This window comes from Neobacillus soli NBRC 102451 (assembly GCF_001591665.1).
Lineage (GTDB): Bacteria > Bacillota > Bacilli > Bacillales > Cytobacillaceae > Neobacillus > Neobacillus soli.
Genome location: NZ_BCVI01000005.1, coordinates 94,907 through 107,421, shown reverse-complemented (window position 1 = coordinate 107,421; position 12,515 = coordinate 94,907). Strand labels below are relative to the sequence as shown.

General features: G+C 37.6%; 11 protein-coding genes and 1 pseudogene. 5 read left to right on the top strand and 7 right to left on the bottom strand.

The annotated features are described in order from the left end of the window. Nucleotides 1-294 precede the first annotated feature (294 nt). Together BSO02S_RS02025 and BSO02S_RS02020 are read left to right on the top strand one after the other, a co-directional pair. Nucleotides 295-1,800, top strand: a complete 1,506-nt coding sequence (locus BSO02S_RS02025) for a nitrate/nitrite transporter (RefSeq protein WP_066061635.1) — start codon at nt 295-297, stop codon at nt 1,798-1,800. 217 nt (nt 1,801-2,017) lie between these two features. Then, nucleotides 2,018-3,319 carry an MFS transporter gene (locus tag BSO02S_RS02020; RefSeq protein WP_066061631.1) on the top strand — a complete coding sequence of 434 codons (1,302 nt, stop codon included), beginning with the start codon at nt 2,018-2,020 and terminating at the stop codon, nt 3,317-3,319. Nucleotides 3,320-3,393: 74 nt separating this feature from the next. Here BSO02S_RS02020 and fdhF read toward each other — a convergent pair whose 3' ends face one another. The 3 genes and pseudogenes from fdhF to BSO02S_RS02005 all read right to left on the bottom strand — a co-directional run bounded on the left by fdhF (nt 3,394) and on the right by BSO02S_RS02005 (nt 7,749). Further along, complete coding sequence (fdhF, locus tag BSO02S_RS28415; protein WP_342352020.1) at nt 3,394-5,286, bottom strand: formate dehydrogenase subunit alpha; 1,893 nt, start codon at nt 5,284-5,286, stop codon at nt 3,394-3,396. 6 nt (nt 5,287-5,292) lie between these two features. Continuing rightward, a pseudogene (locus BSO02S_RS28410) lies at nt 5,293-5,472 on the bottom strand (hypothetical protein); the annotation flags it as partial. Between the two features lie 123 nt (nt 5,473-5,595). Then, on the bottom strand, nt 5,596-7,749 hold the full coding sequence (locus tag BSO02S_RS02005; RefSeq protein WP_066061626.1) for a PAS domain S-box protein: 2,154 nt from the start codon (nt 7,747-7,749) through the stop codon (nt 5,596-5,598). Between the two features lie 301 nt (nt 7,750-8,050). Between BSO02S_RS02005 and yhfH the strand changes: the two genes are divergently transcribed. Together yhfH and BSO02S_RS02000 are read left to right on the top strand one after the other, a co-directional pair. After that, nucleotides 8,051-8,188, top strand: a complete 138-nt coding sequence (gene yhfH, locus BSO02S_RS26045) for a protein YhfH (RefSeq protein ID WP_084374853.1) — start codon at nt 8,051-8,053, stop codon at nt 8,186-8,188. Nucleotides 8,189-8,300: 112 nt separating this feature from the next. Continuing rightward, nucleotides 8,301-8,492, top strand: a complete 192-nt coding sequence (locus tag BSO02S_RS02000; protein ID WP_066061622.1) for a hypothetical protein — start codon at nt 8,301-8,303, stop codon at nt 8,490-8,492. A 72-nt stretch (nt 8,493-8,564) separates the two neighbouring features. Here the strand turns inward: BSO02S_RS02000 and BSO02S_RS01995 are convergent, their stop codons facing one another. Continuing rightward, nucleotides 8,565-8,783 carry a cold-inducible protein YdjO-related protein gene (locus BSO02S_RS01995; protein WP_235846835.1) on the bottom strand — a complete coding sequence of 73 codons (219 nt, stop codon included), beginning with the start codon at nt 8,781-8,783 and terminating at the stop codon, nt 8,565-8,567. 56 nt (nt 8,784-8,839) lie between these two features. On the opposite strand from BSO02S_RS01995, the gene BSO02S_RS27425 reads away from it, so the two are divergent. Beyond that, nucleotides 8,840-8,977 (top strand): hypothetical protein, encoded by a 138-nt coding sequence (locus BSO02S_RS27425; protein WP_096190862.1) that lies wholly within the window; start codon nt 8,840-8,842, stop codon nt 8,975-8,977. A 31-nt stretch (nt 8,978-9,008) separates the two neighbouring features. On the opposite strand, the gene BSO02S_RS01990 is transcribed toward BSO02S_RS27425, so the two are convergent. The 3 genes from BSO02S_RS01990 to BSO02S_RS01980 form a co-directional block, all read right to left on the bottom strand. Then, nucleotides 9,009-10,940 carry an endonuclease MutS2 gene (locus BSO02S_RS01990; protein ID WP_066061619.1) on the bottom strand — a complete coding sequence of 644 codons (1,932 nt, stop codon included), beginning with the start codon at nt 10,938-10,940 and terminating at the stop codon, nt 9,009-9,011. A 368-nt stretch (nt 10,941-11,308) separates the two neighbouring features. After that, on the bottom strand, nt 11,309-11,986 hold the full coding sequence (locus tag BSO02S_RS01985) for an LrgB family protein (protein ID WP_066061616.1): 678 nt from the start codon (nt 11,984-11,986) through the stop codon (nt 11,309-11,311). Further along, the gene (locus BSO02S_RS01980) at nt 11,970-12,365 is read right to left on the bottom strand and encodes a CidA/LrgA family protein (RefSeq protein WP_066061613.1); all 396 of its coding nucleotides are present in this window, start codon (nt 12,363-12,365) and stop codon (nt 11,970-11,972) included. Before BSO02S_RS01980 ends, BSO02S_RS01985 begins: the two co-directional genes overlap by 17 nt. Nucleotides 12,366-12,515 lie beyond the last annotated feature (150 nt).

Sequence of the window (12,515 nt, the reverse complement as noted above, 5' to 3'; positions counted from 1 at the left end):
CTACTTTTTCCAAAGTATTCACTAAATATTTGTTTTCATTGATATCTATCCTTTTTTTAATAAATCAGATAAACTAAAATACAGAAATAATTAATACAGGAAAAATATACTACTACCAATAAAATATGTAAATAAAATTCTCTTTGAATAGCCAATAGTGGATTTATGAAGTTTCAATTCTTCATCACAAGGTAATACCAGTAGAATATTCTACCATGTCACTGGATTCACTTTCTTGATTTGCAACAGTTTTTAGAGGGTAATATGTAAGAATGAGATTTAAGGGGGATTTTTATGAATCAAGGAACAAAACAGCTTTTTATTCAAACAGGCAGCCTTGTAGCCGGATTTATGGTTTGGGTGCTAATTTCTTCACTTATGCCTTTTATTAAGTTAGATATTCAGCTTTCAACAACCCAAATTGCTTGGGCCACGGCGGTTCCAGTAATCCTGGGATCACTTCTACGAGTGCCAATTGGCTACTGGACCAATCGATACGGTGCTCGAATATTATTTTCAATCAGCTTTATTATTTTGCTCATTCCAATTGCAATAATAAGCTATGCAAATTCTTTGTTCATGTTAATCCTAGGCGGGTTATTACTAGGTATTGGCGGAGCGGTCTTTTCGGTTGGTGTAACCTCTTTGCCCAAATATTATGGGAAAGCAAAACATGGCTTTATTAACGGAATTTATGGAGCTGGAAATATCGGAACGGCGATTACCTCTTTTTCAGCACCTATTCTCGCGAATACATATGGTTGGAGAAATACCATAAAAATTTTCCTAATTGTTGTATTAATCTTTGCCGTAATAAATTTCCTTTTTGGTGATAGGCAGGAAAGAAAGGTAAATAACCCATTATCGGAGCAAATAAAAGAGGTCTACAAAAATCCTAAGCTGTGGTTTTTAAGTTTATTTTATTTTATTACATTTGGTTCTTTTGTAGCTTTTACCATTTACTTACCTTCATTTTTAGTTAACCATTTTGAGCTGGATAAGGTTGATGCGGGCCTACGGACAGCGGGTTTCATTGCCCTTGCCACTTTTTTCAGACCTATAGGCGGGTGGCTTGGAGATAAAATTAATCCGTTTCTTATTTTAATGGCTGTTTTTTTCAGCTTAACCTTTGCTGGTTTTCTTTTGTCGTTTACACCCTCCCTGCCAATATATTCTTTTGGCTGTTTATTAGTTGCATTCTTTGCGGGAATTGGTAACGGGGCAATTTTTAAGCTGGTCCCATTATATTTTTCGAAGCAAGCAGGGATTGTAAATGGGATTGTAGCGGCAATGGGTGGGCTAGGTGGATTTTTCCCACCGATTATTTTGACGATTCTCTTTAATTTTACCGGTCACTATGCAATTGGTTTCATGTCACTTTCTGAATTTTCACTTGCCAGTTTAGTTATTGTTGTTTGGCTGTACTATCAGGAAAAGCTGGACATTTCTTCTAAAATCGTAAACCATGCAGTAGATGGCATTTGTGTTACCGATATTAATGGCATTATCCAAAGCATCAATCCAGCATTCACAAAAATTACAGGCTATAGTAAAGAAGATGTAATCGGAAAAACACCAAGTGTACTGCAATCGGGTGAACACGACAATGAATTTTACAAAAACATGTGGGATGACTTAAAATCGAAGGGAATTTGGGAAGGTCATATATTGAATAAACGAAAAAATAATGATATTTATAAGGAATGGTTAACTATTACAGCGATCAAGGACGATGCTGGTGAGACAAAAAATTATGTAGGAATGTTCAACGAAAAAGTCGAACCCCCCCAAAAAAATTAAAGACCAAGGAGAGACCTTCAAATTTAAAGGTCTCTTTTTTATTTGCCAATCAGCAATAAATATTACAACTTTTTGTCAAAGGGTCTGAGTTCACAGTTCTTTCACTATTTTTGTGACGTACGTCACAAAAATCATGTTACCATGTGGTTTATATTAACATCATAAACAACAACAACTTGTAAATTAATAAATTTGAAAACATATGGGGGAATTAATCATGGCTCGAATTAATTATTGGAATCCTGAGGATGAAAAGTTTTGGAACGCAGAAGGAAAAAAACATGCAAGAAGAAATCTATGGATTTCTGTACCATCGTTAATGCTGGCATTTATCGTTTGGCAAATCTGGTCTGTTGTCGCTGTTAGACTAAATGATATTGGCTTCCACTTTACCGAAGAACAATTATTTACTCTAGCCGCAATCCCGGGCCTTGTCGGTGCAACACTCCGATTTGTATACACTTTCGCAGCCGGATCCATTGGCGGAAAGAACTGGACAGTGATTTCAACAGCAATCTTAGCAATTCCGGCGATTGGTATAGGCTTTGCCGTCCAAAACCCTGACACACCATTTTCAATCATGCTTTTACTTGCTGCATTATGTGGTCTTGGCGGTGGTAACTTTTCATCTTCTTCAGCCAATATTAGCTTTTTCTTTCCGAAAAAAGAAAAAGGAACAGCACTTGGCATCAACGGCGGTTTAGGAAACATGGGTGTATCTGTTGTTCAATTCGTTACACCATTAATTATTACATCTGGTACCTTTGCATTAGTTGGCGGTAAACAAGTCTTAGCCAATGGCCAGGAAGTTTGGTTACAAAACGCGGCCTTCATTTGGGTCATTCCTATTATCATTTTGACAGTCCTTGCGATGTTTAAAATGGACAATGTTCCAGGTGCTAAGCAATCTGTAGCAGACCAATTCGTCATTGTAAAACGGAAACATACTTGGATTATGACTGCTCTTTATGTTGCAACTTTCGGATCATTTATTGGTTATTCTGCGGCATTTCCGCTATTATTAAGATCGCAATTTCCAGAATACATCTCACTCGCCTTCCTTGGTGCTTTAGTAGCAGCTGCTGCTAGACCTGTAGGTGGTTGGATGGCTGATAAACTTGGCGGTGCTATGGTTACAGCATATGTTTTGGTAGTTATGGCAATTGGCGCGGTAGGAGTTATCTTCTTCTTAAATGGCAAACAATTTGCAGGGTTCTTAATTTCTTTCTTAGTTCTCTTTGTTGCATCAGGAATCGGGTCCGGGTCCACTTTCCAAATGATTCCAAACCTATTTATTCCGAAAGAAGCGGCACCCGTTATCGGATTTTCAGCAGCATTCGCAGCCTATGGATCATTCTTTATTCCAAAGCTTTTCGGTTGGTCAGTTAAAGCAACTGAGACTCCTGTAACTGCTTTCTACTTCTTTATCGGTTTTTACGTTATCGCCTTTGGTCTTAACTGGTTCTTCTATCAAAGAAAAGCTACTGGGACAAAATCATTGGTAAAACAGGTCGGGTAATCCCGATCTGTTTTTTTTTGATAATATAAAAATAACGCAGTGATTACACTGCGCTACCCAAATTGTTTAGGCTATTAAATCCTCGATATTGCAACCGCACATGCCTTATATTCTGCAGTCCCTGAAATGGGGTCAAACTCATTTAAGGTTAAAACATTTGTTGGTGTTTCACTCCAGTGGAAACTCATGAACACGAGGCCAGGGACCACTTGTTCCGTAACCTTCACCTTAACCTCTAGTTCCCCTCTTCGAGAACGAACCTGGACAACTTCGCCATTTGTAATACCCAGTTTCATTGCATCATCTGGATGGATATCGACGGTCTCTTCTGTTTGTTTTACTTTGACACCTGCAGCATAATGGCGTGTCTGTGTATGAGTATTATAAGACTCATAGCGCCGTCCGGTGGTTAACGTAAACGGATATTCCGCGTCCGGCAATTCTAATGGCTCAGTATAATCCACTGGAACAAATGAGGACTTACTTACTGCTGTCTCCTGTTGATGGAACCTCTCGTGCAAGATCAATGTTCCAGGATGGGACTCATCAGGACATGGGTAATGAATGCTATATTCTTTTTCAAGACGCTCATAGGAAATACCGCCGTACATCTCCCAGGCAAGTTTTCTAATCTCATCCCAGATTTCCTCACTATTAGTATACCGCATTGGATAACCCATGATGGTCGAGAGCTCGCAAAGGATTTCCCAGTCTTCCTTCGTATCAGGGTGCGCATCGACTGCCTTCCGAACCCGTTGAATTCTTCTATCTGTATTCGTGTAAGTTCCATCCACTTCTCCCCAGGAACGAGCTGGCAGGACAACATCAGCCATTTTTGCCGTTTCCGTTAAGAAAATGTCTTGAACAATTAATAAATCAAGCTTTTCAAGTAATGTCCTTGTATGATTCATATGAACATCTGCAAGGAGCGGGTTTTCACCAATCACATAAAGAGCCTTCAACTCACCCATCTCCAAACGATCAAAAGTTCTCGTTTGCGTGTCACCTGCATTGGGGTTAAGCTCTACATTCCATTCCTTCTCGAAACGAGCTCGAAAATCATTATTTGCCAGGCTCATTGCTCCTGTCAATTGGTTTGGCAAACAGCCCATATCACCGGCACCTTGAACATTATTCTGTCCCCTCAGCGGCATAATACCAGTTCCTTGCTTTCCAATGTTACCAGTTAATAAAGCAAGATTCGCGATATCAAACACATTATTTACCCCACAGTGATGCTCGGTAATTCCAAGTGTATAAGCAATCATCGAACCACTTGATGAGGCATATTCCCTTGCCGTTGCGACAATGTCTTCCGCCTTTAAACCGGTAATCGTTGCTGCATATTCGGGTGTATACGGCTCCACTTGTTTAGTTAGACGATCAAAATCAACAGTAAACTTTTTGATAAATTCAGGGTTATATAAGCCCTCTTTTAGAATGACCCGGATGAAGGCATTGATAAGGGCAATATCGGAGCCAACATTTATTTGTAAATGACGATGGGCGACTTTTACCATATCAATCTTTCTTGGATCAATGACAATAATTTTCAACCCAGCTTTAACCGCTTTTTTCATTCTATTCGCAATAATAGGGTGTGCCTCTGTTGTATTTGAACCCATCAGCAGTAATACTTCTGCTTTTTCAAAGTCTTCAAGTGTATTTGTAGGGAAACCGCTTCCAAAAACTGCTGCCAGACCGGCAACGCTAGAAGCGTGTCAAGTACGGTTACATCCATCAATATTATTACTGTTAAGTACCGCCCTCATAAATTTTTGCGTGACAAAATTGGATTCATTTGTGTTCCTAGCGCAGGCAAACATAGATATGGCGTTAGAACCCCAAGTAGTTTTAATTTCAGTTAATTTATTGGCGATCAATTGATATGCCTCATCCCACGTCGATTCTACCAGTTTACCCGCCTTGCGAATGAGTGGAGTTGTTAACCTATTTTTCGCGTGCACATATTCATACGCAAATGCACCCTTTACACATGTTTGCCCCTTATTTACCGGTGCTTCTTTGTCGCCCCGGATTTTCATGATTTTGTTGTCCTCGACTTCAAGGACTAGGCCGCATCCAGTTCCACAGTAACCGCAGATTGTTTTAACTAAATTTGTTTCTCCCACATTATCCCTCCTCAATAACATTAATACCTATATAACTATCTTAATCTATTTATTACGATTGTAGATTGATTTTTTAGAAATTTATTGACAATATTTCGAATGAAAAAAATGGTAATAAAAAAACGGAAGAAAGAATCTTCCGTTTTAGGCTATTTTTGCTGGCAGTAAAATATTAAAGGTGGTCCCTTTATTCGGTTCACTTTCAACAAACACTTTTCCATTATGGCTTTCAATAATTTTGAAGCTGACCAATAGACCTAAGCCATTCCCATTCTTTTTGGTTGTGAAAAATGGTTCCCCTAGTTTCTTTAATTTCTCTTTGGATATTCCAACTCCAGTATCTTGAATCGAAATTTGCACATTATTCTCGTGAATGATGGTTTTTACGTGCAGATCTCCGCCGTCCGGCATCGCTTCGATACCATTTTTAATGAAATTCAGAAAAACCTGCTTTAAGCGGTTTTCATCACATTCAATTTGAATGATATCTTGATTACAATCAAAAGACAAACGAACATTTTTCTTCCGAGCTTCAAATTCAAGCAGGGAAACAACGTTTTTAATGACAGGAACAACATTTTTTTCTTCTAATTCGACTGCCTTTGGTTTTGCTAGCACCATAAAATCCTCAACAATGGTATTTACCCGTTCAATTTCATCGAGAATAATATTCAAAAACTCCAATCGGTCTGGATTTTTTTCATCTAACTGTAAGAATTCGGTATAGCCCTTCATTGATGTAAGCGGATTTCGGATTTCATGTGCTACACCTGCAGCCAATTGACCGACAGCAGAGAGTTTATCCTGACGGTGGAGTACCTCTTCCGTTTGCTTCCGTTCTGTAATATCATTACGGATGGCAAGATATTGGTATGGCCTTCCAAGTTCATTTAAAAATGGAACGATGGTAGTGTCGACCCAATAATAAGTCCCATCCTTTGCTTTATTTCTAATTTCACCCTTCCATACCCTGCCCTCGGCGATGGTTTTCCATAGGTTTTTGAAAAAGTCTTTCGAATGGTAACTTGAATTTAGAATATTATGGTCTTTCCCAATTATTTCTTCGCGACTATATTTGGAAATTTCACAGAACTTTTCGTTAACACTCGTAATTTTCCCTCTCGCATCTGTAAAGGCAACAATCGAGGATTGATCAAGAGCAAATTTAATATCAGTATTCTCTTTAATGGTTTCTTTTAGATGTCCCTCTGCCCTTTTTCTATCAGAAATATCTGACCGAATCGCTATATATTGGATGGGCCTCCCTTTCTTATTTAAAAAAGGAACTATCGTGGTATCAACCCAATAAAATGAACCATCTTTCGCTTTATTGCGGATTTCCCCCCGCCAAATCTGTCCCGAATTAATCGTTTTCCATAAGTGTTGAAAGAATTCTTTTGGATGATATCCTGAATTTAAGATACGGTGGTTTTGTCCGATAATTTCATCCTTATTATATTTGGAAATTTCCTCAAATTTATCATTAACAAATATAATCGTCCCTTGCGGATCTGTAATGGCAACAATTGTTGAAGCATCAAGGGCAGCCTTGATGTCCTTTAAATTTGTATCGGTGTTTACTAATTGTTTGCTAATTAAGGTGCTAGATACAATAAGTCCTCCGATGATTAATACAGATACGAATAATACTAAATAAATAAAGAAGGGACTATCTGTACCGGACCCTTTTAATACATCACTTGTTGTAATGGAGGCCCTTTTTAACAAGAAGTGACCTTCAGCAATTGCCCCCGACATAATAAATGCACTAATTGGTTTTAACCAATCCTGATTTGCTTGGGTGAAGCTTTTTGAGGAAAAAAGTATCCAAAAAGAGAATAAAAATGATGCAAAGATTAATAATCCTGAAAATAGGAATAGCAAGACATTGTACTTAATAGTTGCATTCATTGCATATAGGCCGATCACTTGAATCGAAATTACAGCAAATGTTAAAAATATACTACCCACAGCAAGATGATAAAAGCGAATGAGTTTCCCATAAAAAGGTAGAAATGCCAAACCAGTAAAAGCAATTCCAATAAATATGGAAAGAACCGTTAGAGGAATATGATAGCTTGCAAACCGATTTGTATCTTCTGAGATGAGCCCCATGAAATTCATAACCCATATCCCAATTCCCATCGACAATGTTCCACCAAGAAACAAAAGCCGTTTATTTTGGACTGATGACCTAATTAAGGTAAACATATCCAATGCTGTATATGATGCCACAATGGTTAAACAAATGGCTATTATAATAAAATAAGGATGAAAGGTTCCTAACATTGCATTCATTTACCAGCATCCCCCCAATTTCTCCTATGTATTTCTACTATGATTGTAATGTAAAGAAGCAGGTTATGGAAGCACTAAATGTCCGCTAAAATTTATTTTCACCGTAATTCTTACCAATATGGCCTCATTTAACAAGAAAAACTAAAAATAGGGACCAGCGTTTCTTGTGATAAAAGACTTATTTTTTAAGAAAAAAGCAAATTTTTTAAAAAAGGTCTACACATTTTCTTTTTTTTTGTTTATACTGTACTATAACAAGACGGATTAAAATAGCCTGTATTAATAAAGGGGGATTTTTAAAATGCTAATGAGTCCAGTAGAATTTTTCCGTAACATGCCTAAAAAGGAATGTCCAGAATGTGGCCAGCACATCATGGAGGAACAAGCAGAAAGTTATTTAATGGAATGTGATCGTTGTTTAGCAAAAAGAGAAGAGTAATCAAAAAGCTCTCCAGAACATCGGAGAGCTTTTTTGTGCAATTTTTTCCCGTTTTGGAGAGAAAAAGGCACGGATAAACCCTTTTCCTTATGCAAAACCTTTAGATAAGGAGATGATTTTGGTGACAAAGGAAGAATATCTTACAACAGCGCCAAAAGAGCCTGTAATAACCATCAATTCTGGCGGTTTTTTTCCGAATAAAAAAAGTAGAGCCGGCGATTCAGTTGATATGCATCAATATCTTGAAGAAGCGAATACCATTATTAGCGGCGATGAAATACGCCAGCAAAATGAAAACCTATAAAAGGATGATTTTGGTGAACTATAAAAGACTGTCCATATTCATGACAGTCTTTTTTAAAGGTCTGTATTGACATTACATTTGCGGAAGTTCTCTTATTTCCTGTATCATCTCATTACCGCACATTGGGCAAAGTAAATCATCCGCAACAAAGTCTTTTCTCATCCAGCCAATACAAGAATCGCCCATACAAGAATAGATCTCGGTATCCACCATAATTGTTTCTACCTCTTCTTCTTTAGCCCTTTTACCGTAAAAAATGGGAACCGCCTCCTTTTTTACTAGTATGTACAAAAAAGTGACTTTTCATTTCCGGAAATATATCTTTCCTTTAGGAGTGTATAAAAACAATGGCTTCAAAACACAAACGTTTTACCAAAGTCGGAACCGATATCGATGAAGTAAAGAGATTAAACAGTCAGTCAGGATTAAGCTATAATGAAGTAAAACAATTGCTCGCCAGACAGTATATAAAAAACAAAAAGTAAAGTGGAGCCTTTAAGCAGCTCCACTTTTTCATTAAATTTCTCCCTCGTAGTCAATCGTGATATTTTCCTTATGTCCTTTTGAAAGGATTTTGCTCTTCTTACGATTTTCTTTTGTTTGGAAAATAATATCAAAATCATAATCCTCTGGATATAACTCTTTTGCTGCTATATAGAGATCAATTCTTTTATGGTTGACCGACTGTCTTTCTCCTTTTATTTGGACAACGTAGTTGCCAAGTTGATCTGGCCCACTATAGATAATTCCAAACTCATTGATTGGAGAAATCTTCACATTGTCACCTTGATGATAACTTGGTACGTTCATCTCCGTTTTTGATGTTCGCTTTCGTTCCTGATATTTGTTTACTATCACCTGTTTTTCTAATTCCTTTAGCTTCCAAGTATCCTTTACCTCAGTAAAATAATTCTTTTCTTCCTTGTAGGTGATGTGATGGGCCCTTTCAATTATCTTTGGGTGTACTCCAAGCTTTAAGGCGATGGCAAACGCTTGGCTTTCTCCTCCTCTGCCGATGATTAAGCGATAGGTCGGTCGAAGCGTGACAATATCAAACTCCATCGACCCATTTATAAAACCAGGGTGTGAATCGGCAAATTCTTTAATTTCACTATAATGCGTCGTTGCCAGCATCGTTGCACCCTTTTCAAAAAGAGTTTCCAATATCGCTGTTGCAAGCCCCATTCCTTCACCAGGGTCTGTTCCCGAGCCAAGTTCATCTAATAATACCAATGTCCGATTATTTGTTTCCTTCAAGATTTCGATGATATTGACAATTCTTGAACTAAATGTACTTAAATTTTCTGTAATGCTTTGACCATCACCAATATCAACTAAAATTCGCTCAAAGATGCTTAAATTACTGCCTTCTTGTGCAGGAATATGAAGGCCGCATTGAACCATGACGGTTAGAAGACCAACCGTTTTAATGGTTACCGTTTTTCCACCCGTATTTGGTCCAGTGATCACTAAGGCATTCTGATTATGACCCAAGTTGAAGGATAATGGGACCGCTTTTTCACCTAGTAAGGGATGCTTCGCTTCTATTAATTTTATTTCATTTCTTTCATTAACCTCTACTTTAACCCCATTAATGGAACGGCAATACTTGGCTTTTGCAAATAAAAAGTCGTAATGGATCATTGTTTCGATTGCTAAGCGAATTTGCTGCTCTTTCCCTTCCGCCAACCCAGTCAAATAATGCAGGATCTTTTGTACCTCAATCTCTTCATCAGCAAACAACCAAGTTAAATGGTCCTGGAATAGGGCAATTTCTTCAGGCTCGATAAAAAGGGTTGAACCTGAAGCAGACGTATCTAAAACCGTTCCCTTTATTTTATTCCGATATTCTTTCTTAATAGGAATTACATATCTGCCATTTCTTTGGCTGACGACATTTTCCTGCAAAAAGGTTTTATATTTATTGGAGCGAATTAGCTGCAATGTTTTTTCTTTAAGCCGTTCTTCTTGAATGGCCATTTGTTTCCTTACTTTTAATAATTCCTTACTTGCATAATCATCCACCCGACCATTGCGGATGCAACGAATGATTTCATTTGCAAGCTCGGGTAATTCGTCAATCGCCTCCACATAGGCGGTAACCCTAGGAGCATAATATTGTTTATCCTTCATGTATCTCCGCATCTTTCCGCAGCAATCCAAAAAATCATAAAGCTTTATTAACTGATCTGTCCTAAGTGCAACACCCTTATTCAAATTATTCAAAAGCTGCTCCATCCCATCCAACCCATGAACAGGAACACTGGCACTTTTTTTCAAAATTTCAACTGCCTCCGAAACCTCATCAAGCCAGGCTTCAATTTGCTTTTTATTGGTTGATGGTGTCAGGCACTCAATTTTCGCTTTACCTTCTTTCGTTAAAGCAAAGTTGGCGATTATTTCTTTTATTTGTTGAAATTCCAAAGTATTAAACGTATGCAAATTCAATTTAATTACCTCCTAAAAATAAAAATAGCCGCAATGAACAATGTCATTGCGGCCATAAGGAATGAGTGATTCACTCATTATTCTTCATACAAAATTTACCCCCAAAAAAACTGTCTACACGAGTGTACACAGCTACATTGGAAAAAGATGTATGCATATGCTTGCCCATTGTTCTTAACTTCATTCCCGACTCATAACTAAATAAGCCCTCGATTCGTCCAAATTTGAACGAGTTGAATGGAATGAAACCTATCCAATTGATTGGATTAGTTAAGAACGACACCTAACATAAAACATACTCCCTTATAAATAAAATAAATTCCTCTAAATAATACATTAACTGGAATTGTCTGTCAATAAAAAGGTAATTAGATTAAAAAAGGTATGATATACGGGATGATGACTGACGTCAGTACGGCTGCAATTCCCATCGCAGCACCTGCGACTGCACCCTGAATCTCCCCTTCTTTCACTGCCTCTGCCGTTCCGATCCCGTGTGCAATCGTTCCGATTGACAATCCCCGGGCAAACGGATGATGAATCTTTAGCAAACTTAAAAGCTTAGGACCAAACATCGCTCCAATCATTCCAGTCATTATAACAAAAGCAGCAATTAACGATATATTTCCTTTTAAAATTCTACCTATTTCTGTTGCAACTGGAACAGTAACGGATTTAACGGTCAACGCTAGGATGATTGTATTTGAAAAATGAAGCCATTTGGCTAAAATAATTGCTGAAGTAATGGTAGTAATGGTTCCGATAGAAAGCCCCATCAAGGCAGCACTCATATATTTGATCATTAAGTCTCGATTTTTGTAAATAGGTAAGGCAAGGGCAACAGTTGCCGGCCCAAGTAAATAGGTCATGATGTTTTTTGCAGGAAGATAATCAGTATAGGAAACATTTGAAAAGAGTAAAAGGATAATGATGATAGCTGTGCTTAAGAACACAGGACTGGTAAACGGACCAGAAAATTTTTTCCCTAAAAAACAGACGAATATATAGACAGAGACGGTTAATAGAACACTATAAAGCGTGATCATGATAGTTTACTTCTGCCTTTTCTTTTTTCATAATAACGGATTGAGTAGCTTTCCCTGCTGCTAAAAGACCAATAAAAGCGCTGACCATGAGGATAAATAGGATATACAATCCTTTGTTCACCAAGATATCACCTAGTGTCATAAGACCAACCGATATCGGAATAAAAAAGAAGCCAAGATGTTTTAACAGCCACCCTGCCGCCATTTCAATTTGTTCCGTTTTAATGACGCCCATCCATAGCAATACGAAAAGGATCACTATTCCAATCACATTCCCAGGTACTTTTAACTGGAAGAATTGCGCTATTTGATTACCTAATTGATAAATTACGATAATTATCAACATTTGAAAAGAAAATTTCCACACCTTTTTTATCATGTAAAACACCCATCTTCCAAGATTTCGCATCCTGCTGCTTTTTATCCATTAGTTCATCGATTAATAGTATAGTATAAAGGAAAAACCATCCTGACGCATTAACTTTTGTTCACAATATATCCATATCTTTTTCCATAAAACTTCTTTATC

Excerpts from the sequence above, each read along its gene's own strand:
- BSO02S_RS27425 (WP_096190862.1), top strand. The coding sequence starts at position 8,840 with ATGGCTTCAAAACACAAACGTTTTACCAAAGTCGGAACCGATATCGAT.
- BSO02S_RS01985 (WP_066061616.1), bottom strand. The coding sequence starts at position 11,986 with ATGATCACGCTTTATAGTGTTCTATTAACCGTCTCTGTCTATATATTC.
- BSO02S_RS02005 (WP_066061626.1), bottom strand. The coding sequence starts at position 7,749 with ATGAATGCAATGTTAGGAACCTTTCATCCTTATTTTATTATAATAGCC.
- BSO02S_RS02020 (WP_066061631.1), top strand. The coding sequence starts at position 2,018 with ATGGCTCGAATTAATTATTGGAATCCTGAGGATGAAAAGTTTTGGAAC.
- BSO02S_RS02025 (WP_066061635.1), top strand. The coding sequence starts at position 295 with ATGAATCAAGGAACAAAACAGCTTTTTATTCAAACAGGCAGCCTTGTA.
- BSO02S_RS01980 (WP_066061613.1), bottom strand. The coding sequence starts at position 12,365 with ATGATAAAAAAGGTGTGGAAATTTTCTTTTCAAATGTTGATAATTATC.
- yhfH (WP_084374853.1), top strand. The coding sequence starts at position 8,051 with ATGCTAATGAGTCCAGTAGAATTTTTCCGTAACATGCCTAAAAAGGAA.
- BSO02S_RS02000 (WP_066061622.1), top strand. The coding sequence starts at position 8,301 with ATGATTTTGGTGACAAAGGAAGAATATCTTACAACAGCGCCAAAAGAG.